The sequence below is a fragment of the Streptomyces sp. URMC 127 genome (genome assembly GCF_051386535.1).
Classification (GTDB): Bacteria; Actinomycetota; Actinomycetes; order Streptomycetales; family Streptomycetaceae; genus Streptomyces.
This window is the reverse complement of record NZ_JBPQTW010000043.1, coordinates 1-23,063: the sequence shown is the minus strand read 5'-3', so window position 1 is coordinate 23,063 and position 23,063 is coordinate 1. Positions and strand designations below refer to the sequence as shown.

The 23,063-nt window shown below is 70.6% G+C and carries 11 protein-coding genes, 1 pseudogene and 1 riboswitch; of the genes and pseudogenes, 5 read left to right on the top strand and 7 right to left on the bottom strand.

Annotation, left to right across the window (positions count from 1 at the left end; genetic code table 11):
* The first annotated feature begins 181 nt into the window (after positions 1-181).
* Positions 182-367, top strand: coding sequence for a hypothetical protein (locus ACSNOH_RS12770; RefSeq protein ID WP_436721387.1), 186 nt, complete (start codon positions 182-184; stop codon positions 365-367).
* A gap of 517 nt (positions 368-884) precedes the next feature.
* Positions 885-1,955 (top strand): S1 family peptidase, encoded by a 1,071-nt coding sequence (locus ACSNOH_RS12765; protein ID WP_436721386.1) that lies wholly within the window; start codon positions 885-887, stop codon positions 1,953-1,955.
* Between the two features lie 105 nt (positions 1,956-2,060).
* Here the strand turns inward: ACSNOH_RS12765 and ACSNOH_RS12760 are convergent, their stop codons facing one another.
* Positions 2,061-2,534, bottom strand: coding sequence for a C40 family peptidase (locus ACSNOH_RS12760; protein ID WP_436721385.1), 474 nt, complete (start codon positions 2,532-2,534; stop codon positions 2,061-2,063).
* 4 nt (positions 2,535-2,538) lie between these two features.
* Positions 2,539-2,720: riboswitch (cyclic di-AMP (ydaO/yuaA leader) on the bottom strand.
* Between the two features lie 332 nt (positions 2,721-3,052).
* Here ACSNOH_RS12760 and ACSNOH_RS12755 point away from each other — a divergent pair.
* A complete protein-coding gene (locus ACSNOH_RS12755) occupies positions 3,053-4,135 on the top strand; it encodes a carboxylate-amine ligase (RefSeq protein WP_436721384.1) in 1,083 nt (360 codons plus the stop codon).
* A gap of 36 nt (positions 4,136-4,171) precedes the next feature.
* Here ACSNOH_RS12755 and ACSNOH_RS12750 read toward each other — a convergent pair whose 3' ends face one another.
* From ACSNOH_RS12750 to ACSNOH_RS12730, 5 genes are all read right to left on the bottom strand, one after another.
* Positions 4,172-5,311: a hypothetical protein gene (locus tag ACSNOH_RS12750; protein WP_436721383.1), complete on the bottom strand. Its 1,140-nt coding sequence runs from the start codon at positions 5,309-5,311 to the stop codon at positions 4,172-4,174.
* Between the two features lie 321 nt (positions 5,312-5,632).
* Positions 5,633-5,938, bottom strand: coding sequence for a hypothetical protein (locus tag ACSNOH_RS12745; protein WP_436721382.1), 306 nt, complete (start codon positions 5,936-5,938; stop codon positions 5,633-5,635).
* A 45-nt stretch (positions 5,939-5,983) separates the two neighbouring features.
* Complete coding sequence (locus ACSNOH_RS12740; RefSeq protein ID WP_436721381.1) at positions 5,984-12,667, bottom strand: RHS repeat-associated core domain-containing protein; 6,684 nt, start codon at positions 12,665-12,667, stop codon at positions 5,984-5,986.
* 463 nt (positions 12,668-13,130) lie between these two features.
* A complete protein-coding gene (locus ACSNOH_RS12735) occupies positions 13,131-17,462 on the bottom strand; it encodes a LamG-like jellyroll fold domain-containing protein (protein ID WP_436721380.1) in 4,332 nt (1,443 codons plus the stop codon).
* Positions 17,463-17,639: 177 nt separating this feature from the next.
* Positions 17,640-19,259, bottom strand: a complete 1,620-nt coding sequence (locus ACSNOH_RS12730) for an MFS transporter (RefSeq protein WP_436721379.1) — start codon at positions 19,257-19,259, stop codon at positions 17,640-17,642.
* 124 nt (positions 19,260-19,383) lie between these two features.
* Here ACSNOH_RS12730 and ACSNOH_RS12725 point away from each other — a divergent pair, with 124 nt between their 5' ends.
* Together ACSNOH_RS12725 and ACSNOH_RS12720 are read left to right on the top strand one after the other, a co-directional pair.
* Positions 19,384-20,964, top strand: a complete 1,581-nt coding sequence (locus tag ACSNOH_RS12725) for an FAD/NAD(P)-binding protein (RefSeq protein WP_436721378.1) — start codon at positions 19,384-19,386, stop codon at positions 20,962-20,964.
* A gap of 83 nt (positions 20,965-21,047) precedes the next feature.
* Positions 21,048-21,428: pseudogene (locus tag ACSNOH_RS12720) on the top strand (universal stress protein); the annotation flags it as partial.
* A 25-nt stretch (positions 21,429-21,453) separates the two neighbouring features.
* Here the strand turns inward: ACSNOH_RS12720 and ACSNOH_RS12715 are convergent.
* The coding region (locus ACSNOH_RS12715) for an FUSC family protein (protein ID WP_436721377.1) at positions 21,454-23,063 on the bottom strand (1,610 nt) is incomplete at its 5' end.

The window sequence follows — 23,063 nt, the reverse complement described above, 5'->3', positions numbered from 1 at the left end:
AGTGTCCCGTACGGGAGGAGATGCCGGTTGGGCGGGCGTCCGCCGGGCGGGCCGGGGGCGGCCCGTTGGCCGGCGAGGGCCGGCGAGGGGCCGTTGATCGTCCGTTGATGGCGCCGATACATACTGCAGGCACAGTTGTTCCACGGCGCATCACAGCGCGCCTTCTACACAGGAGTTCGATATGACCGCTGAGGACCCCAAGCACAAGGAGCAGGCCGGGGCCCCCGCCGAGCAGGCCGCCACGCCGTCCGAGCAGGCCATGTCGGCCGAGCTGGACAAGCCGGTCGAGCACGTGGAGGGTGACGCCGCGCAGGGGAACGGGGCCGGCGGCCCGATCCGTCCGACCCACACGTCGGGCGCCCAGTAGCCACGCCTGACGGGGCCGGGGCCCGCCGTACGGACGGGGGGCCCCGGCCTCGCTCGTGCGGCGGCGTTCCGGCGCCGCACCGTTAAGACTGTGCAAAGAACGCCCCCGGGGCGCAGTGCGGATGACCCTCGGGGAGCGAATACCGGACAGCCGGACCCTTCGCTGTCCGCTCACCGCCCGGCCTCCGCGGCGGCGCGTCACCCCCGTTCAGCGGGACGGCTCGCGGTACGCGTGGGCCGCCGGAGGCCCGTCGCCGGGACCGTTCGCACGACCGAATGTCGCTCTTGAACTTTCATTCGCCGTCTCGGGATACTCGCCCGTACTTCGTTCTTGACATGCACGCGACGATCATCGGCCTGTCGCGTGCTGCGTCCTCACCGTGCGCGTCACGCGCGCACGACGTACGTACACGCGTCCGCGCAGGACGTACGTCTGCACCGCCGTACCTCCGCACCTCCTTCACCATGCTCCGGCGCGCCCACCGCGCCGCCGGGCACTCCCCCACAGGAGGCCACGAGTGAAACGTTCCCGCACCTCCACGCGCCGTACGGCCGCCGCCGGCGCGGCGATGGCCGCCCTGACGGCCGCGGCGCTCACCCTCCCGAGCGCGCAGGCGAGTTCACCGGCGCCCCGTCAGCTCTCCTCTCCGCAGGCCGCGGAGCTCGCCCAGCGGATCTCCGCGGAGCTGGGCGCGGACTCGGCCGGCGCGTACTTCGACTCCGCGAGCGGCCGGCTCGTCGTCGGCGTGCAGGACGAGGCCGCGGCCGCACGTGTGCGCTCCGCGGGCGCCGAGCCGAGAACCGTGCGCCACTCGGCGGCCGAACTCGCTTCGGCCCGGCGGGCGCTCAAGGCGGACGCATCGATTCCGGGTACGGCCTGGGCGGTGGACCCGCGCCTCAACAAGGTCGTCGTCACCGCCGACAGCACCGTCACCGGCGCCCGCAAGGACCGCCTCGACAAGGCCGTCGCCCGCCTCGGCGACAAGGTCACCGTCAAGCGGACCGCGGGGGTGCTCCGCCCCTTCATCGCGGGCGGCGACGCGATCTGGGGCAGCGGCGTGCGCTGTTCGCTGGGCTTCAACATCACCAAGGGCGGCAAGCCGTACTTCCTCACGGCGGGACACTGCGGCAACGCCTCGCGCAGCTGGTCCGCCACGCAAGGCGGCGCCCAGATCGGCGTGACCGAGAGCTCGTCCTTCCCCGGCCACGACTACGCGCTCGTGCGCTACACGTCGAACATCGCCCACCCCAGCGCCGTGAACCTCTACAACGGCCGCACGCAGAACATCAGCAAGGCCGGCGAAGCGACCGTCGGCGAGACGGTGCAGCGCAGCGGCAGCACGACCGGCGTGCACGACGGCCAGGTCACCGCGCTCGACGTGACCGTCAACTACGAGGAGGGCGCGGTCGAAGGCATGATCGGCACGTCGGTCTGCGCCGAGCCGGGCGACAGCGGCGGCGCGCTCTTCGACGGTGACACCGCCCTCGGCCTCACCTCGGGCGGCAGCGGCGACTGCTCCTCCGGCGGCGAGACGTTCTTCCAGCCCGTTCCGGCGGCCCTGCAGGCGTACGGGGCACAGCTGCCGTGACGCACTCCTCCGGGGACCCGAGACGGGATCCCCGGAGGCTTCCGGGCCGGGGTAGGGTCGCCCCGGCCCGGTCTACTGTGCGGGCCGGTCACCGGTCAGTTGACGTCAGTTGACGCGGCCGTACCAGACGCTGCTGGACCAGATCTTCTCGAGCCGCACCGACGTGCCGGGCTTGGGCGAGTGCCAGATCTTGTTGTTACCCGCGTAGATGCCGACGTGGTAGACGTTGCGGCCCGAGTGGAAGAAGACCAGGTCGCCCGCCTGGCGGGAGCCGGCGGAGATGTGCCGGGTCTTGTTGTACTGGTCGGCCGCGGTGCGCGGCAGGTTCTTGCCGACCTTCTTGAAGGAGTAGAGCGTGAGGCCCGAGCAGTCGAACCGGTTGGGGCCGGCGGCGCCGTACTGGTAGGGGGAGCCCTGCTTGGAGGCCGCGACCTTCAGGGCCGCGGCGCCCGGGGTGGCCGCACTCGCCTCCGCCGCCATGCCGGGAAGCAGCATGGACGCGGTCACGGTGGCCGCGGTGACCACGGAGGCGGCACCGGCGCGGGACACGAGCGTGGATATGCCGGAGAACGCAGACATGCCAAAACCCTTCGTCATCCGCCTGCGAAAGATGACCTGTCGGGTTCGGGCTGTCGAAGTTGCCCGGCCATCCGAATTGCCTTCGTTGGCTTCACCCCAAGGACCACCGCCATCGTGGTCCGCCGTGCTCGGGTCTCCCGCTCCTGCCGATCCATTCTTCTGCTCCGCACCCGGTACGGCGGCAGGACTCGGCGTCCGCCCGGGTCGCCCGCCTCGGTGACGGGATCTTGTTGTTCGATGCACGATCCTGCATCACGGACCGCCGGAATTCGGAGCCGAAAGGGGCTTCTGTGAACTTCTTCACTTCGCGGCGCCCCGTGGAACCGGGGTGTTACCCGGCATCACGAGTGGCGGGAAATCCCGTTTATCAAAAGGGGGTTGAAGAACTGATTCGAGTCACGCCGGCCGGCGGCGAAGGGCGAGGTCGGCGGGGTCCGGGCAGGGCGTCTTTGCGTCAGAAAGGCGGAGCGGCACGGTCCGTGCGGTTCGCCGCAAGGGCCGGAGGGTAGCCCTACGGCATGCTCACCCTAGGGATCGAGGAGGAGTATCTTCTGCTCGACCCGGCCACCGCACTGCCGGTTCCCCTGGCCGACGAGGTCCGGGCGGCGGTCGACCTGGATCCGGTCGTGAACGAGCGGGAGATTCAGGCGGAGCTGTTGCAGGCCCAGGTGGAAGTTGCCACTCCGGTCTGCTCCGATCTCGCCGAAGCCGGCCGCCATCTGCTGCGGCTGCGCCACGCGGTGAGCTCCGCCGCCAAGCGGTCCGGCTGCCGGATCGCCGCCTGCGGTACTGCGCCGTGCTCGGGCCCCGAGCCCATCCCCGTCACCGGCAATCCGCGCTATCTGGCGATGCGGAAGCGTGCCGCCCAGCTCGTGGACGAGCAGTTCGTCCACGGGATGCACGTCCACGTCGCCATCCCCGACCGCGAGACGGGCGTCGCGGTCCTCAACCGGGTGCGGCCCTGGCTGCCCGTCCTCGTCGCCATGGCGGGCAACTCCCCGCTGTGGAACGGCCAGGACACCGGCTTCTCCAGCTGGCGGACGGTGGTCTACAGCCGCTGGCCGGTCAGCGGCCCGCCCCCCTACTTCCACGGCCTCGCGGACTACGAGGAGCGCATCGAGGCGCTGCTCACGGCCGGGGCGATCGCGGACCGGGGCCAGCTATACTGGCAGGCGCGGCTCTCGGACCGCTATCCCACGATCGAAGTCCGCTGCCTGGACGTGCAGTTGCGGGCCGACGACTCCGTCATGTTCGCCGGCATCGTCCGCGCCCTGGTCGCCACCGCCATCCGCGACGAGAAGGCCGGGCGGCCCCCGACGCCCTGCCTGCCGGAGCTGCTCGCCGCCGCGAACTGGCACGCCGCCCGGCACGGCCTCGACGGGATGCTCGTGGACCCCGCCGGCCGGTGCCGGGGCGCGGACGAGGTGGTCCGCTCCCTCCTCGTCCACATAGGGCAGTCCCTGGAGGAGTCGGGCGACACGCGGCAGGTGAGCTCGCTCGTGCACCGGCTGCTGCGCCGCGGCACGCCGGCCGACCGGCAGCGCCGGGCGCTGGCCACGGACGGGCTGAAGGCGGTGACGGAGCTGATAACGGAGCCGTAGCGGGTGAGAAGCGCGGCGGTCCGGAAGGGCGGCGGTTCAGAAGTGCGGGTCTCCCACGACCCGCCCGCCCAGGGCCCGTCCCGTGTCCGGGAGGTGACGCCACCGCCTCGTCAGCAGGAGGGCCGCCAAGCCCAGGTAGACGTAGGTCAGCACCTCCCGGGCGTACTCGCCGGGAAGCGCGAACTGCACCGCGAAGAGGACGAAGAGGGCTGCGGCCTCCCACCGGACGAAGCGCAGGTCCAGCAGGACGACGACCGCCAGGACGGTCTGTGCGGCCGTCAGCGCGACCTCGTCGACCTGGCGGGTGACCAGTGGCAGGGCCGCCCCTCCCCCGCCGAGCGCGTGGGCGAGGGGCAAGCAGCCGACCAGCAGCGTCCACTGGTTGACCTTGCTGGAGAGCAGCGCGCCGAGCCCGTCCCCGGCCCGCGCGCGCCACGCGAAGACCACGGCGACGATCAGCTCCGGCGCCTCCGAGGCGAGCGGGGCGAGCCACTGCACGAGGACGAAGCGGTCGATGCCGAGCGAAGCGCCCGCCTCCACCAGGCCGTTCGCGAACGGCTCCGCGCAAGCGAAGACGACCGCCGCGGCGCCCGCGAACAGCACGGCCGTGACGGTGCGCCGGCCGGCCCGGGGCAGCAGGGCGAGCCTGGCCGGGACTCCGACGAGCTCCTCCATCTCGCCCGAGCCGCACTTGCCGATCCGGTAGAGGTAGCAGCCGTACCAGGGGATGAGCACGGCAGGTACGTACCAGCCGATCTCCCGGGTGAGCGGCATGACGAAGGCGACGACGGCGGCCACGGCGAGGAAGGCCACGTCGATCCGGCGGTGCGGCTCCAGCACGACCGGCCCCGGGGCGGCGCCCCGGCGGCGCCGGGACAGGGCGGCGGCCAGCGCGACGAGCGGCCAGCCGATGCCCACCAGCAGGCGGTTGGCGCCAGTCATGTTGGCCGCCGCGTAGGCGGCGTAGGAGGGATCGGATCCGGCCGCGTAGGCGAAGTAGAGGTCGACGGCGTACTCGGGCAGCACCGCGATGAACGCCAGCAGCGCCAGCGCGAGCGCCCCGGCCATGTCCACCCGCGCGGTCTCCGCGGCCCACATCAGCAGCAGCGCCGCGGCCAGCACGCCGACCCCGAAAACGCCAACAGCCGGCCCGGGCGCGAGCTCAGCGCCACTCAACCGCACCACAACAGCGGGTAGAGCCCCGCCACAGGCCACGGCGATCCGCGCAAGACTCGCGCCCACGGAGGGCGGCGCTGAACCCGACGCCGCAGCCTCACCCATAGCCGACTCCTTCCGCGCCGCACGTGTCCCTGCCGATCTACCAGCAGCAACCCGCAAAGGGTCACGGACAGCCCGAAGCGACGCCGGGCACCCCCCATTCAGCCGATCCCAGAAAATGGACACGGGCAGCTGTCACGATCCATGCCGGCCTTCGAAGCCCCATGATCCTGACCATCCGGATCCGCGAGCCCATGCCGGGCCGTGAGCCGGCACTCGCTATACCGGATCGCGAAGCCTCTCAAGAGGGCCCTGCGGCGCTGTCAGTCCGTCGAACTGCGGGATGAATGACTCCGCATCGACGTAGATCAGAGTTTCATACTGCTCGAACCCCTCTTCCAGAGGCTCACCGTCGGGGGCCAACAGAGAAACAACCTTGATCCGCGCTTCAGCGGCCCTGGCAAGCCAGTAGACCCCCAGGTAGTCACTCTCACGTTCCTGAAAATCGCAATTCAATACCTCTGCGATTATCCGCGCCGTCTGGTGCACGTCGGCCTCTCGCACGCCGTAGAGCGAGTGCTTCATCTCTTCTCCTTTTCCATTCGCTGGTCATTCCTCCATGCTGATTCATCAACCACAACCACAGCCACGTGCCAAAATGCTGGGCCCCCTCGCCGTTGCCGCGTCGATGCTGTTGTAGATCATGAAATGAACCTCACGACCACCAGCCATGTCCTGGAGCTTGCTCTGCATACCGGACAAACCGAGCGCATCGAGGTTGGCAGTCGACAGGGGACCCGTTCGCGTGCCCCGCGAGCGCAGCCCGATACCGAGCTCCTTCGCCCGGTTGAAGATCGCTTCCCCTCCCAGCGCGATATCGAAATCGCTATGGGCGCCAAAAGGCTTCCCACTCTTGAACCCGACGCCCGTTACAGAACTCCCCTGAAACGCCGCCTTGGTTCCACCATGGCCGGCTGCCGTCAACCCATCGTCAAGGACGTTGACGAAACTGTTGTAGTCGCCGACGCCACCAAAACCGAGAGGCTTATTACAGTTGTGTACCAGAAGGGGCGTGGCACCCGCCCGCACATAGTATGTATGAACCCCACCGACCGTCAGGTCATACGTCCGCTGCTGCTTGCGGAAGTGACGTACCGCCAGTACCGAGACCGAGTCGCCCTTGTCCGTGCGGAGTTCCGCGCCCGGGCGGAGGCTGCCGGCGTCGGTCCAGCGGCGTTCCTTTGTCACCCAGAAGGGGTGGGTGTCGGTCGCGACGACGGACGCTTCGCCGTCGGGGGTTCTCACCGTCAGGTCGGTGAAGTCCTTGTCGTCCTCCGTGACGATCGTCGCCACGACCGGGCGAGGCTCCGTCCTGCCGGTTTCCGGATCGGTGGCGAGGACTTCGTCCCCGACGCCGACGTCCTCGATGTTCTTGCTCTGCCCGTCGGCGAGTTCCACGTCCGTACCGGTCGTGAAGCTGTGACAGACCGCCTTGGCCTCCGCCGCTTCCTTGGCCCCGGAGCTCGTCCCACCCTTGAGACCGGAACGCGGCCCCTTGCCGCCGGCGGCCCGTGCTTCGAGCCCCGCTGCCCATCCGGCCGTGTCGGCCAGGCTGCGCAGGAAGCCGTCGTTGCCCTCGCAGGTGATTCCTTCCTGCTTGCACATGATCTTGAAGATGTAGGCCTGAGCGGCGCTGTCCCAGGGAGTCTTCTGGCAGTCGTTGCTCATGCCCAGGCGGCAGGGGTCGAGCCACTTCCACCGCTTCATGACTTCCGGCGCCTCTTCGAGTGCGACCTCGAAGGCGCGCTGGCGATTGCGGTACGTGCCCCGGATGCTTCCGGTGCCCATCGGCTCGGAATATTCGGCCTCGGGATCGTCCGCGCAGCCGCCGCAGCCGTCCAGGTCCACGTAGTCGTCGAGGGCCTCGGTTCCGCGGCCGCCGCCGGAGTCGTAGCAGGGAAGGTTGTCGCCGGGGCAGACCATCTTGCCGTCGGGGTCGGCGAAGGTGACGGGACTGTTGTTGGCGTACGCGTATCCGTTGAGGGACTGCGGGTCGCCGAGGTCCATCAGGGGGTCGACACTGAGGAACCGGCCGGTTCCGGGGTCGTATTCACGGGCGCCGAGATGAGTCAGGCCGGTAGCGGTGTCGGTGGTGCCACCGACGAAACCCTTGGTCCCGGGCCAGGACTTCGGTTGTTCGCCGCGCGGTGCCCCGAAGGGCGTCGTGCGACGGCGGGCCGACGACGCCCCGGTCACATCGACGGCGAGTTGCCCGGTGCCCAGGTGATCGCCTATGACGAAAGAGGCGTTGCCGTCGTCGGTCTGGACGGCCTGGACGCCGTTCCCCAGGTCGAAGTAGCGGGTCGCCTTGGGGGTGCTCGCCCCCTTCGCCAGGGTGATTTCGGTGGCACCGAGGTAGAGGGTGGTCTCCGTATCGGTCTGGCCGATCAGGCGTTGACCGTCGGCGTCATACAGGTAGGAGACCTTCTTTGTGGTCTTGCCCTCCTTGGATTCCGACACCCCGACGAGCCGGCCCTCGGCGTCCCACTCCAGCGTCTGAATGTCACCCTTGAGGGTCCGGGTAGCCGTGTTGCCGGTGGGGTCATAGGTGTAGGAGTCCCTGGCCGTCCCGGTGGGTCCCACCGTGTCGACAGCGGTCAGGGCGTGCGGCTGCGGCTTGCCGACGGGCGGGAAGGTGTAGGTGCGCTTGGTGTCCTTCGCGCCATTGCCACCGGTGTCGTGCTGGACCTCCGTCAGGCGGTTGCCGGTCTTGTCATAGGTGTAGGAGTTCCAGTACGGGGCCGGACCGCCGATCACATTGCCCGCCGGGGAGTCCGCGCACGGTGCACTGCCCTGCGTCCACTCGTCCGTGACGCGACGCAGGTGGTCGTAGGAGGAGCACTGGGTCTCCGCGCCGCCGGGAGCCGCATCGGAGATGGACCGGACATTGCCGGCCTCGTCGTAGGCATAGGTCAGGGCACGGTCGGCCGCCGGGACGTTCTCCCGGTCCACGCGAGAGGTGGCCAGGCGCTGGGTTCCCCACTCGTAGCCGTTCGTGATCTGGGTGAACCTGCCGGTCCGGCCGCTCAGCTTCGCCTGCAGCGGTTTGCCCGTGAGGCTGTAGCTGCTGACCACCGCCTTCCCGGCGTCGGTAGCGACCTCGGTCGGGCGCAGGATGTCGTCGTACCCGTAGACGGCGACGGCGCCCGGCAGGGAACCCGCCTTGGGGAAGCCGACCGACTGGATCGCACCGGACCCGAAGAAGTAGGCGGTTCGCGAAGAGTACGTGCCGGCGAGGGGATCGTTGTCGCTCCGGGGCGGAATGACGATGCTCGTCTTCGTGGGGCGGTACAACGAGTCGTACTCGTCCACGCGGGTGATGTAGGCCTTGCCGTCCGCGTACCGTACGGCCGAGGCGGGCTGCCCCTTGGCGCCGCTGACGGTGTCGTAGGTCCATTCGGCGACCTTGGGTCCGGCCAGGGACCCTTCGCGAAGCTCCGTCTTGCGGCCGAGATTGTCGTAGCCGTAGAAGAGCGCGTTCTTCTCCTTCCGGTCGCTCGTCGTGGAGATCAGCCGGTTGCGGTCGTCGTAGGCGCTCTTCGTGGTCCCCTTGTCCGGATCGGTCGCGGAGACCTGCCGGCCCAGCTCGTCGTACTGGTACGTCCAGGAGTTGCCCGCCGGGTCCGTGACCTGAGCAAGTCTGCCTGCCGTGGTGTAGGCGTAGCGCGTGGTGTCGGCTTCCGCGTCGGGGCTGCGGGAGCGCAGCTGGCGCAGTTCGGTGGTCTGTCCCCGTGCGTCGACGACCGTGGTGGTCGCGGTCCCCCCGGCCGGCGGGATGACCGTGATGCGGTCACCGCCGTAGAGGGTGCGCGTGGCCGACAGAACCTTGCCGGCCTCGCTGTTGCCAGCGATCTGTTTGCTCTCGACAGCGCGCCCCAGGCCGTCGTAGGTGTTCCACGTCTGTGTCTCCACCTTCAGCGCGTCGTCCGGCGCGAACAGGCCGGCGGCAGGAGCGCCCGTGGCGTAGTAGGGGGCGTAGGTCTTCGTGACCAGACCCCGGTCGTCGTAGAAGGTGTCTTCGATCAGCCGTCCCCCGCCGGGGCCCGGTGCCTGAGTCTGCCGGGGGCGCAGGTGACCGTCGTACAGCGTGTAGGAGGTCAGCTGGGTGTTGTTGTTGGCCAGGGACCTGGTGCCGACGGCGACGGGCTTGCCGTCGGTGACCGTGTACGTGAACTCGAAGCTCGGCGGGCCCGAACCCTTGGGCTTGTTGGGGAGCCAGACCTTCGTGGAGCGGCCGAGCGCATCGTATTCGAACAGGGTGCGCCTGCCGTTGGGGTCGGTCTTGGCGAGGGGCCGGCCGCGCAGCGGTTCGAAGGTCGTCGTGCTGGTCTGCACGGTGGTCGCGTCGCCCGCCTTGGCCGGGGGCGTGGCCGTGGTGACCGTGGCGGCGAAGCCCGTGGCCGGGGTGTAGGTGATGGTCGAGGTACGCCCGTCCGAGCGTCGTACGGTGGAGACCCGGTTGCCTGCCGCGTCGAAGACGACGTCGGCCGTGATGTCCGTGGCGGTCAGCTCGCGGCCGTAGGTGTCGAAGGTCTTGCCGGTCTCCAGGTACGTGGACTGCGGGCCCTCCTGCTTCTTGAACGTGGCGACGCTGGTCGGGTCGCCCTTGTCGGGAGCGGCGCCGTAGGTTCCGCCGTCGTAGGCGGTGCGGACATCGGAGATGACGTCCTTGGACCGGTCGGCCACCGCGGTGTCACAGGAGCCGGCGGTCGTCTCGACCCTCGCGGGCAGGCTGAGGATGTTCGCTTCGGCGTTGTCCGCATAGGAAGTGCGCGTGCAGCGGTCGTCGTCCTTGACGGAGAGGTCGCCGTGGTCGTCGACCCGTGTGACGCGCCCCGTCACGGTGTCGTAGGCCGTCGAGGTGCCCGTCTGCCGCCAGGCCTTCCCCGCTCCGTCGTCCAGGGAGGTGAAGGTGCGGGCGGATTCGGTGCCCGTGAAGTTCGCGGTCACCGTTCCCCACGACCGCGTGCGCTTGGCCGTCTCCTGATGCCACGGCCGGTTCACCGTCCTGGAGAGGATCTTCCCGCCGGGGCCGGAATACGTCTCCTTCTTGTAGGCGAAGCCTGCGGACGATTCGTGATCGAGGACGGGTTCGCCCTCGTCCTTCCCGAGCGGCACGGTCACGGATTTGGTGCCGCCGCCGGTGGACTTCCTGTCCCCGTCCATGCCGCGCAGGAAGTAGGTGTCCTCCTGGGACTTCGCTCCCCCGGCCCCCTGGCCTCCGCTCCCGACACGTACGTGCCCGTATCCGCGCCAGGTCGACCAGGTCTTGAACTTCTCCTTCGTCAGGCCGTCGTCATCGTCGAAGTGCCAGGCGGCGCCGTCGAGATACTCATAGCGCGTGACCTGGTCCGGCGCTCCGCCGGTGCGGTCGGTGGCGGCGACGGATTCCACAACGTATTTGTTGAACCACTGCTGTGTGGGGTCGTCGCTGCTGCTGCCGCCGATGTACTGGGGAAAGCAGCGGGTGGCATTCGTCTCGGGTGCCGGGAGCTTCGCCCAGTCGCAGACCGGGGCCGAATAGGTGACGTCGGTCTGTCCACCCGTCTCGTCCGTGATCGTCGACAGGCGCTCCTTGATGAAAGGGGCCTTCCCGTCACCTGTCCGGTCCAGACGGTTGGGACGCTGGGTGTAGGCGAAGGTGGTCTTCGGCAGGGTGATGGAGGGAGCCGACGACTTGCCCGTGTGCTCGACGGAGTCGAGGAGGAGCTGGTAGTCGGTGTCGGCCATGCCCCAGCGGTGCCCGAAGTTCCAGGAGTCGACCGGTGCGTACGAGCCGTCGCTCTTGAGGACGCTGGTGGTGATGCCCGTCAGGCGCTTGCGGGTCCAGAACGACGGGGACAGGCGCCCCTTGTCGCATTCGGTGTCCGCCTTGCAGTTGAGGTCCCAGGGAGTGTCGTACCAATAGGGCTTCTTGTCGTCGATCGTGTCGGCCGCACAGGTCACGCCCTGCTTGTCATCCGCCAGGCAGCGCTCGGCGCCGGTGAAGTCCACCTTCGCCAGGGCCTTCCCGTACAGGTCGGACGAGGCCAGGCCGTACTCGATCCGCTTGAGGGAGCCACCTCGGGCATAAGGGGTGTCGTCCTTGGGCTCGAGGTTGCGGCCGTAGGAATTGTTCTCCTTTTCGTAGTAGTAACCGGCGGCGTTGCCGTGCCGGTCGACGGCATAGTCCAGGTTCCACCGCCACGCCTGCTGGCACCACGATTCCTTGAACGCACTCTTGTGGCAGGGCTCGTCGGTGTCGTTGCCGAAGACGGGCACGGTCCACGTCGAATCGGTGGTGTCCTTGCCCTTGGCCCAGCCGTTGAGCTTGTGATATCCGAAGTAATAGCGGGTTCCGTCGGGAGTCGTCACCCGCCAGTACTCGTTGTCGTTGTCGCCGTTGTCGTGCTCGCTGCCGGTCAGCCGGGCGATCTTCGTCCCGTCGTCGTTCTTCAGGCGCCACTGGTTGTCCCCGGCAGGCACCAGTTCGCCGGCCTTGCCGTTGAACGAGATCGTGGCGTTGTCGTAGGCCCAGCACAGGTCGCCCGGCTTACTGCCGTCGGCGTTCTTCACTCCGTCGTCGGCGCACAGCTTGTACCGGCGCTCGATGTAGCCCGGCCACAGGTCGAATCCGTCGCCCACCCAGGACGCCTGGTTGTTCGTGTTGCTTGTGCGCCCGTCGATGGCGGACGAGGAGTACCCGAGCTCGATGCGGGGCTTGAAGCCTCCCGGGACTTCGGGGACCGGAATGTTGTACGACCAGCCGAAGGACCCGGTGGACAGATCCGTCTTCCAGGCAGCCGACGCCGACAGGGGAGTCGCCTTGTAGTCGGACTTCTCCCCCGATGCCGCCGGAGCCGCGGCCAGCACGGTCGAGACGCCGGCGCGCAGCGTCAGGCGCTTCGCGGTCAGAGTCTGCCGCTCGGTGTCGTTCTCGGCCGGAACCGGTGTGGACGACCGGCACTCCGCCTTGTCCGGCGTGGTCAGTGCACAGCTCGGCAGTTCGGTCAGGACGAGTCGCGACGCGTATCCACCGCCGTACGCCTGGGCGAATTCCGCATAGTCGACCCGGACACCGGCGGTGCCGGATACGGCCTTCGCCGCACCCGCCGACGCCTGCGGGGTGACGGCGAACAGGAGCCCCTGGACACCGGCCCGCTCACTCGCCTTGCGGTCGAGGACACGTACCTCGGCCTTGCCCGGAAGACCGGCTGCCGGCTTTGCACTCCCGGCGCCCTGCGCCTTGTCCTGGTCTCCCCCAAGAATGCTCACCGGCAGTCCGGCAGCAGTGAGTGCGCTACCGCCCTTCCCCGCTTCACGACCCGCAGGCGCCGAGAGGTCGACGACGGCACTCCGGCTCCCGGCCCACCGGGCCCTCGGAGCCTGCGGGGGCGTCCTGGGCGCCGGGTCGAGTTTGCGGGGCTTGCTCCCCGCCGCCGACCCGGCCACGGGCTCACCGGGCGACGGCGCACCGGGCAGGCTGCTGTTGCCTGCGGCCGCGCCCGGAAACCCTGTGCCTTGCAAGAGTGTTCCCACGAGCACGGCAGGTACGAGGAGTGCCCATCGTCTTCGCCATGCCGACATACTTGATCCGGCCTTGCCGTACATTCCTCGCCATCCCTCGGTGAGGCACCACCGGCCGCCCGAGCACGGTGCGCGTGGTGCAGCGGAAGCCTTGCGACGGCTGTGCCGAGAACGGGCCGGGCCGCCTGACGGCCCGGCCCGCGTCGCTCGGTCAGCCGATGGGAATCTGCGTCGGCAGGCCGTCCTTGCCCGCCGCCAGAGCCTGGACCTGCTGCGCCGTGAGGGCTCCCTGGAACGCCCATACGTCGTCGATCCGGCCGGACCAGTGCTCACCCGGCGAGCCCCCGGTCAGCGTGCGGCCGATCTGCAGTGACTTCGTGGCGCTGAAGGCCACGGCGTTACCGGCCACGGAGGAACGTCCTGCGCAGTCGGGAGCGTCACCCTTCGTGCCGTCACCGGCAGCACAGGAGAACTCGTCCAGCGCTCCGTTGACGTAGAGACGCAGCTCGTTGGCGAACCCGTCGTAGACGAGGGCGAGATGGTTCCAGGATCCCGGGTCCTCGAAGGCTTGATTTCCCGCCGTCGTCAGGGTGACGTCCTTGTCGGAGTCCTTGCTGGACAGGGAGACCTGCCAACGCCCCCGGTCCTCGGTGCCGTTCCCGTCCGCCGGCCCCGTGGGGCCGGGCACGTACCGAACGGTGAAGGCGCTCTGCCGCTCTCCTTCGGCGCTCATCACCGTCATCGCACGCCCCGGCCGGTCCGATACCCGTTGCGCCCAGGCGGTCATCGTGAAACTGCCGCTGGTGTCGACCGGGACCCCACGGCTGGACGCCGCGGCGTCCACGCCGTCGAGCTTCAGGCTCCCCTGACCGACTCGCCCCGGTCCGATCTCGGCCTTCCCCGTGAGCGCCATGTCATGACGTGTGGCGCCCTTGTCGTCCAGGGCGTCGGGAGACACGGCCGGTGTACCGGACGCCGTGTCGAACTGCCAGCGCCCCTTCACGATCACACGCTGCCTGAACAACTGCTGCACCTCGGCCGCGGAGGCAGGCCGGTCGAAGAGGCGCACGTCATCGATGTCGCCGGCGAAGAAGTTGTCCTGACGTCCGCCGTAGGCCCCGGCTCCCATCTGCAGTTGCCGGTTGGCGTACCAGGGAGCGCCGAGTGGGACCGTTCCCGCGGCCGTCCCGTTGACGTACAAGGTCAGTGTGCCGGCGACGATGTCACGAACACCGACCAGATGCGTCCATTCACCGCCTTGCGGCGGCGGGCCGGCGCTCTGCACGACCTTGTTCGACGGGGCATCCACGGTGTCCCGGGTGTGCTGGTTGAACACCCACCGGTCGTAGCTGGGCGAGTAGTACAGCTCTGCGCCGCTCGCTTCGGCCCCCGCCTGGGTCAGGACGACCGCGGTGTGCGCGGGCTTGTCCTTCGGCAGCCGGGCCCAGGCGGATATCGCGAAGCTTCCCATCGTATTGAAGTGGGGTGCGTCCACGGTCGCGTAGTCGTGGGCACCGTCGAGCGACAGCGCCTTCCCGTCGACACCGCTCGCGCCGGGCTTGGGATTCCCGTGGAAGACCGCCGGCATGACGTCGGCGCGCCCTGTCACCTCCTTGGCTCCCGCTGACTCGTCGAAGGAGAAGACGGCACGGGCAGGGCGACCGGGGCCACGGATGTTCTGCTTGGCATAGAGACGGTAGACCTCGTCGGCGGAGGCGGGCTTGTTGAAGATCTGCAGTTCGTCGATCTGCCCGGGAAAGAAGGCCGCCTGCTTGCCGTTGTACGAGCCCGCGCCGATCTGCAGGCCGCGGCGTGCGTCCCACGGCGTCCGGTAGGCGGCAGTGGCCTCCTGACGTCCGTTGACGAACAGGCGCAGTTCCGCGTCACCGCTGTCGTACACGCCGACCAGATGTGTCCACTCCCCCGCCTTCACCTCTCCGGGGTTCTTCTGCATGACGCGCACAGGCAGCGCACCGGCGGTATCCGAGGCGTACTGGTTGAACGCCCACCGGTCGTAGTCCTTGGAGTAGTAGAGCTCGAATCCGGGAGCGTGGTTTCCCGGCTGCGCGGCCAGAACCGCCGCTTCACCCGGCATGCGCGACAGCTTCGCCCATGCGGAGACCGTGAACCCTCCGGACGTGTCCACCACAGGTATGTCGGTACCTGCATAGGCGTCGGTTCCGTTCAGGGTGAGCGAGCTGCCCATGACGCCTTCGGCACCGGTGCTCGCGCCGCCGTGCAGCTGCGCGGTACGAGCCGGGGCCGTCCCCTCCGCCTGCCGGGCTCCGGCACCGTCGTCCATCGGCCACACGGCCCGTTCGGGCTGCCCCGCTCGGACCTTGTAGCGGTAGGTGTACGGCTCGCTCATGTTGCCCGCGCTGTCGAGGGCCTGCACGGTGACGGAATTCAGTCCCGGTTCGCCGGGGAGTGCCTTGATGACCTGTGCTGCGCCGCCGGTCGTCGTGACGGTGTTCTTCGGTGTGGCGTCACCGTTGATGCCGTAGATGTACTTCGTGACGTCCTTCGTGGCGGGCCCGACGGTGAAGCTGCCGTATCTGCCGACTCCGTCGAACCAGGGGTCGTCTCCGTCCTTCGACGAGCCCGGCCTCGACTCCGGGTAATCGCCCGAGACGACCTTGGGAGCGGGCAGTGTCCTGGGGTCGCGAACGAAATAGCAGCCGCTGGGCGACCCGGCGTAGGACCACGGGGAGTAGCCCTGGCCGTCGTAGGAGCGCACGTACCAGTTCGCGGGCGTGTTCACGGTGATGTCGGACGGCAGGGTCACGGAGAAGTCCGACCCTGATCTCTTGAATCCCGTCAGCCCCGGTTTCCAGTGGACGGCGTTCCCCTTGCCGTCACCTGCGTCCCATTCGGCCTGGAACTCCACCGCGACGTCGTCGCCGTCGGGGTCGGTGACGTCGTTGGCGTAGATCTGTCCGAGGCTGCGGACGTGGACCGCCTTCTCGGGCGTGCTGCAGATTCCGCCGTACTCCATCGCCAGCTGGGACATGGCGATCTGGCCCGGAGGCTGGTTGTACTGCACCCGGAGGTAGGCCCGGTCCGAGAAGCGCTTCCACGCGTAGGTGTCGTTCTCGTCGGAGGCCTTGAGTCCGAAGGTCATGGAGGACCAGCTCTGCGCGGCCGCCTCCTTGACTGCGTCGAGGACCTTGAACTCGCCGTCACCGCTCGCGCAGCCCTCGTATCCGTAGGCGAATTCCTCCTCGGCCAGCTTCTTGACCCAGAAGCCGGACGTGTCCTGGGAGTTCCAGGTCGTGGACGAGGAAATGTCCTTCGTGCGCCACAGTTGCACGCCCTTCTTCCGGCAGGATGCGGACCAGGTCTCCGGTACGACGAACTCGGCGGAGAGGATCGTCTTGCCCGCGAACTGTGCGGTCGGGATCTGGTAGAAGAGCCGCTTGGTGTCCCCGGGGTTGCAGTGGGCCCAATCGCAATAGCCCATCCCGGCGTCCTTCTGACCGTTGAACTTCCACTGGGGCGAGCTCGACCAGTATTTCGACGCCACAGTCCAGGCGGATGACCGCGGTGAGTACCAGTGGGGGTCGATGAACACGGGATAGACCGTGTCCGGACCGGCCAGCACCTTCTTGTCCGGCGTCAGGACCAGCTCTCGCCCGCCCGCCGGAACGTCGACGCCGACCTTCGCGAACTTGCCCGATTCCCCGGCTCCCGGCTCCTGCTGCGGATCACGGCCGCCGGGCACCGCCGGCTTCCCGATCGTCCCGGATGCGGGGGCCCCGGTCCGGCCGGGCGGCGGGGAATGTCCACTGGAGTCCCACATCATGGGGGCGGGCGCTTCGAACACGGCACCGCCCGCGCCTTTGTCGACGGCGGTCAGTCCGCCCTGCGGGGCCCTTTCGAGTGCTATGCCGTCGCCACTGATCTTCAGACGGAGCTGACCCAGCTCCGGGTTCGCCGCCGCCGCGGCCGACTTCACCACGAGGAGCTGGGTGAATCCGTCCGATTGTGCGGTCACGCGCAGATCGACGTCCGGGAGGACTTCCGGATACGTGGCTGTGTCACCGTCCAGGCGGGGCTCCGGCAGTGCGGACGGCCACGAGAGCGCCATCTTCCGGCCGCCCCGGTCGAGTTCGGCCATCGGGGCCGCTCCGCCTCCGGACAACCGGAGGCCCAGAGTTGCGGCGCGTGGTGCGAGCGCCCCTCCCTCGGTTCTCACCAGTGAGGTGTCCACCGGCTTCCATTCACCCGCCACGCGCGCCCTGACCGGGCGTACGTACTCACGGGCCTCCAAGGTCCCCTGCGGGGTCGCGATGACGTCCCGGCTCTCTCCACGGAGCGAGGTCACTTCCACGTTCATCCCGGAGCGCTTCGCTTGGGCCAGAGCTTCCTGCTCCGGAGGAGCCGATCCCCGGCCGCTTCCGGCACGGTGGGCACGTGCCGGATCCACAAGTGACGCGGCCACCGCCTCCGTGTGCGTCCCGGGTAATGCGGCGGCCGTCAGGACCAGGCCCAGCCCGCAAGCAATCGCACCGGCGAACGGGCGTAAGCGCGCACGACGAAACATCCCCCCAGCCCTCCCCAGAGCCGAACGTGAAGACCACGTAAAGGTTGCAAGACGAAAACGTAGAGGGCGCAACTCTTGCGGTCTACACCAGGGATATCGGGTCAATGGCCCATCAACGCCGCATAGGGGCCATCAGCTTCTGTGTACTGCGTCACAAAGGGCAAGCGAGAGGAACTTCTAGTGCGCCGAGTCCGCGCGGAAGTTCTTCGGGACGAGGAAGGCTGCCAGGGCGACGGCCGCTGCCACGATGGCCGCCGATACCAGTGACGTGGTTCCGAGCGCGTTGTCGAAGGCTGTTCTCGCTGCGGTGAGGAGGGCGCGGCCCTCGGGGGAGTCGTAGCCGAGGGAGTGGGCGGCCCGGTCGGCGTTGCCTGCCGAGTCGCGGGCGGCGGGGGTGAAGCCGCTGGGCATGCCGGAGCGGAAGAGGGTGGTGTGGATGCTGCCGAGGAGGGCGACGCCGAAGCCGATGCCCAGTTCGTAGGCGCTCTCGGAGACGGCGCCCGCCTGGCCGGCGCGTTCGGGGCGGACGGCGGCGACCATGACGGCCGCGGCGGCGGTGATCGCCATGCCGTCGCCGATGCCGAAGGTGACGAGGGCGGCGGCGACCGTGCCGTAGCCCAGGGGCCGGGGCGTGGCCGCGAGGAGCACGAAGCCGCACAGCAGGGCGGCCAGACCCGTCGTCAGGGCCGTTCGGACGCCCGTGCGGCGCAGCAGCCACGGGGTCAGCAGTGAGGAGGCGAGCAGGGCGAGGGCGGCCGGCAGGGTGTGCAGGCCCGCGGCGAGGGCGTCGTAGCCGCGGACGTACTGCAGCCACAGCGAGATCAGGTAGAGGGCCGCGCCGATGCCCATCATGGCGATGAGGGTGGCGAGGGCGGCGGCCAGGAAGGGGCGGCTTCCGAAGAGGCGGACGTCCAGCAGCGGGTCGGCGGACTGCAGCTGGCGGCGGACGAACCAGGTCAGGGCCGCGAGGCCGGCGAGCAGAGCGGCGAGGTCGGCGGGCCGGAAGCCGCCGGCGAGGTGTTTGACGCCCCAGGCGGTGAGGACCACGCCCGCGACGGAGAGCAGCGCCGCGGCGAGGTCGAGGTCGTGGTGGGAGGGGCTGCGGTACTCGGGCAGCAGGAGGACGGCCGCCACGACGGTGACGAGCACGACGGGCACGTTCACCCAGAAGGCCGCCGACCAGGAGTAGGCGTTCACCAGCAGGCCGCCGGTGAGCGGGCCGATCGCGGCGCCCGCCCCGGCGACGGCGGCCCAGATCCCGATGGCGAGGGTGCGCTCGTGGGGGTCCGGGAAGAGGGTGCGGATGAGGGAGAGGGTGGACGGCATCACCATCGCGCCGCCGACGGCGAGCAGGACGCGCCCGGCGATCAGCTGCGGGACGCTTTCGGTGATACCGGCCGTGGCGGCGAGCACGGAGGCCGCGCCGAAGACCGTGAAGCCGGCGGTGAACAGCAGCTTCCGGCCGAACCGGTCGCCGACCGCGCCCGCGGTGACGAGCAGGCCGCCGAGGACGAGCCCGTAGATGTCGATGATCCACAGCTGTTCGAGGGCATCGGGCCGCAGCTCGTTGATGAGCGAGGGCAGGGCCACGTTGAGGATCGTGGCGTCCATGGCCACGAGCAGCAGGCTCGCGCACAGGACGGCGAGCATCGCCCAGCGCCGGGGGTCGGCCTGAGCCCGGGCCCCCGCCTGCGCCGGAGCCCCCGCCCGGGCCTGCGCCCGCGGCAGCCCTTGCGCCTGTGCCTGCGCCTGCGCCTGCGCCTGCTCAGGAGGGCCTTCGGAGGAGGGACGGTCCACAGCCGGAACGTAACCGCCGGACGGGTGGCCCGCATCCGGAGACCGGGGTAAGGGCGGGTTCCGGGGGCCGGCCGGCTGGGCAGGGTGCCCTGGGAGGCCCGGAGGGAGAGCCGGGGGAAGGGCGGTGCGTGTGAAGGGTGTCGCCGGCCGGGAGGTCGTCGTCATCGGCGGCGGGGTCGCCGGGACCAGTCTGCTGGTGCAGCTGGTCGGTGTGCTCGCGGACCGCCGCCCGCCGCACCCAGTGCGAGCCGTCCGCGTCGTGGATCCCCGCCCGGTGGGCTGGGGGCTCGCGTTCGGCGACGAGGACCCGCTGCTGCTGTGCAACTCCGCCGCCGAGCTCAACTCGCTCCTCGCCGACCGGCCGGACGACTTCGTCGACCACCTGCGCGCGCACGGCTGGACGGGGTCGGCGAAGGACTGCGTCCCCCGCGCCCGCATGGCCGAGTACTGCGCGGACCGCGCGGCCCGGGCGCGGGAGCAGGCCGGGCGGGCCGGCATCACCGTGGAGCACGTACGCGCCTCGGCGGTGAGCATCGGCGCGCTGGCGGCGGACGGCCGGGGCGGCCACCGGGTGCGGCTGAGCACGGGCGAGGAGCTGCGCGCCGACGACGTCGTCGTCTGCACCGGCGTCCACCGCCCCCGCATCCCCCGAGGCTTCGAGGAGTTCCGCCACCACCCCCGCTACGTCGACAGCCCCTATCCGGCGAGCCGCATCCGGCAGGGCCTGCGCCCGCGCTCGCGGGTGCTGGTCGTCGGCAGTCACCAGTCGGCGACGGACGCGGCGCTGCTGCTGTGCCGCGACGGCCACCGCACCACGCTCACCTCGCCGTCGGGGAAACTGCCCGCCGTGCGCGAGTCCCTCGCCGCGCCGGTGCGCGCGTACCCGCCGCTGGAGCGCATCTCCCGCCTCGACCCGGCGGACCCGTACCTGGCGGACCGGCTGGTGCGCTGCGTGGTGGAGGCGGTACGGCTGTCCGGCCGGCGCCCGCTGCGCCTGCAGGTCTCCCGCGCCTGCGACCCCGTGCGGCGGCTGCGCGAGGAGACCGCGCTGGCCGAGGCGGGCGCCTGCGCCTGGCCGGACGTGATCGTCCCCATGATCGAGCAGCTCATCGAGCTGGCTCCCGGGCTGCCCGCGGGCCGGCTGGAGGAACTGTCGGCGGAGTTCGCCTGGCTGACCGACCGCTACGCGACGGCGCTGGCCCGTGTGAACGCCCGGCGGCTGCTGGCCCACTTCGACTCGGGGATGCTGCGCGTGGCCCGCCCGTATCCGCGGGCCGTCTCCTTCGAGGGCGGCCTGTGGCGGGTGGAGCGCTCGGGGGCGGCACCGGAGGCGTACGACTACGTCGTCAACGCCACGGGCTTCGAGCGGCCGGTCCTGCACTGGGACCGGGAGCGGACCGCCCTCCACCTGGACGGCGCGCCCGCCGGGGGCACGGCCGTCGGGGGCACGGCCGCCGGCCGTCTGGAGGCGGATCTGCGGGTACGGACCGGGCCGGGGGCACCGCCGCAGCGCGTGTGGGTGGTGGGGGTCGGCACGCACGTCCGCATCCCCTTCGCGAACCACCTGCGGAACGTCGTCCGCCAGGCCCGCCAGGTCGTCGGCCGCCTGGCCGGGCCGGTCCCCGAATCCACCCTTTCCAGCATTTCGCACCATTCGCCCATTTCGGCCGTACGGCCGATGCCGTCCGGAGATTCCCTTTCCTAGCGTGGGCCCGAGGAGGGACAGGACCAGCGACAGAACCAGCAACAGGACCAGCAACGGGACCACGAGCGGAAAGGACCGAGCCCATGCCCCGGAACGTGACCCGCGTCGTCGTCGGAGTGGACGGCTCCCCCGGCAGCGTGGCCGCCCTCAGGCAGGCCGCCCAGGAGGCGGCGCGCCACGAAGCCGAGCTCTGCCCGGTGCTCGCCTGGCAGCCGCCCGGCGGGGAGGCCGCGGACGCCGTCCACCCGGCGCCGCCCGACGTCTGCACCCACTGGGAGCGAGCGGCCCGCGACACGCTGTCGCGGACCTGCCGGAAGGCACTGGGTGAGGACGTGCGGCGCCTGCGGGTGCGCCCCCGGGTGGTGCGGGCGGACGCCGGGCCCGCGCTGGTGGCGTGCGCGGCGCGGGACACGGACATGCTGGTGATGGGGGCGGGCAGCCACGGCCCGGTCCACCGGCTGGTGCACGGCTCGGTCAGCCGCCACTGCCTCAGGCACGCCCGGTGCCCGGTCCTGGTCGTCCGCCCCCGTGCGGCGGAGGAGCCGGACGAGCCGGAGGGTCCGGAGAAGCCGGATGCCCTGGACGAGCCGGATGACCCGGAGAAGAGGGGTGCCACAAGCTGTCCGCGGCCCCCGGCCCGTCCGCCGGCCACGCATCCGGCGGGTCCGCGCGACGTGTGGCCGGCACGTCCGTCGCCCGGGGCGGAGCCGCCCGCGTGCGCACGGCGTCGTGGGCCACGCCGGTGAGCCACGCCTCGGTGTCGACGATGAGCAGCATGTGGGCGTCGCTGACGCCCTGCTGTCCCTCGGCGGCGCGGCGCAGCGGGCCGGACTCGTCAGCCGGGTAGCGGGAGACGGTGGTGCGGGGCTCGCGCGGGCCGCCGCTGCGCAGGGAGTCCGCCGCGCGCAGGACCTCGTGCGCCACCTGCCCCGCGAGGCCGGTCAGGGCGGCGGCCGGGCCCGGCGGGAGGGGTTCGCGGAGGCTTTCCTGGTGGGTCATCAGCAGGAGTTCGGCGCCGTGCACGACGGCGCGCCCGGTGGCCAGAGCGGCTTCCCAGTGCGGCTCCGGCCGGTCGCGGTGCATGCGCTCCGTCAAGTACTGGGCAAACGACGCTTCGGCGAGGTGCAGGGCGCGCCGCGCGGGCTGCAGCGGGTCGCCGCGGGAGCGCTCGCGCTGGAAGCGGTCGTCGCCCAGCAGAGCGGTCACGGCGCGCGTGGCCACGGCGCACTCGGTGAGGAAGTCGGCCATGTCGCGCCCGAGTTCGCCGCGGCCCCCGCGCGGCCAGGCCAGCAGGCCCGCGACGACGCCGATCGCACCGCCGACGAGGACGTCCAGGATCCGCGTCTCGGACAGGCGCCAGTCGGCGGTGGAGAACTGGGTGAAGACGAAGACGACGACGAGCGTGAAGGCGGCCTGCATCCAGCCGGGCCCCAGCGGCGGGCCCGCGGTGAAGCCGATGAGGACGACGAGGGGCAGCGCGACGGCGTAGAAGAGGGGCCGGTCCCCGACGGCGTAGAGCATGAGGGCGGCGACGGCCGCGCCGGCGACCGTGCCGGTGAGGGCGGGGCGCAGGGCCGCCCGGGTGTCGGCCGCCGAGGTGCGCATGAGGCTGAGCGTGGCCAGCAGCACCCAGAAGCCGTGCGAGAGGTCGAGGGCGCCGACGACCAGCCGCGCGCAGGCGAGCGCGGCGGCGAGGCGCAGGGCGTTCTGCAGGTGGACCGAGTGCGGCGTCAGGTGGACGCGCAGGCGCCGCCACCACAGCAGGTGCGGTGGCGCGGCGGCGTACCCGAAGACGTCCGCGCCCGGCTGCGCGGCGCGGGCGTCGCCTCCGGGCAGCGGGCCGTGGCCGGCGGGGGGCCCGTTGCCGAGGGCGATGCGGGCGGCCTCGGTGGCCAGCCGGGTGCCTTCGGCGGCCGCCCGGGCGACGGCGTCCTGGCGCAGCCGCTCCGTGGGCGTGCCGCGCAGCGCGCCGGCGCGGACGGCGTCGAAGGCGGTGACGGCGGCGGGCAGCGGGTCGGGCTGGGGGTCGGCGGTGCCCGTGCGCAGCGCGCGGGCGACGGACCGCAGGGAGAGCTCGGTGTGCCGGAGCAGGGTGACGG

Excerpts from the sequence above, each read along its gene's own strand:
- ACSNOH_RS12770 (WP_436721387.1), top strand. The coding sequence starts at position 182 with ATGACCGCTGAGGACCCCAAGCACAAGGAGCAGGCCGGGGCCCCCGCC.
- ACSNOH_RS12760 (WP_436721385.1), bottom strand. The coding sequence starts at position 2,534 with ATGTCTGCGTTCTCCGGCATATCCACGCTCGTGTCCCGCGCCGGTGCC.
- ACSNOH_RS12755 (WP_436721384.1), top strand. The coding sequence starts at position 3,053 with ATGCTCACCCTAGGGATCGAGGAGGAGTATCTTCTGCTCGACCCGGCC.
- ACSNOH_RS12745 (WP_436721382.1), bottom strand. The coding sequence starts at position 5,938 with ATGAAGCACTCGCTCTACGGCGTGCGAGAGGCCGACGTGCACCAGACG.
- ACSNOH_RS12735 (WP_436721380.1), bottom strand. The coding sequence starts at position 17,462 with ATGTTTCGTCGTGCGCGCTTACGCCCGTTCGCCGGTGCGATTGCTTGC.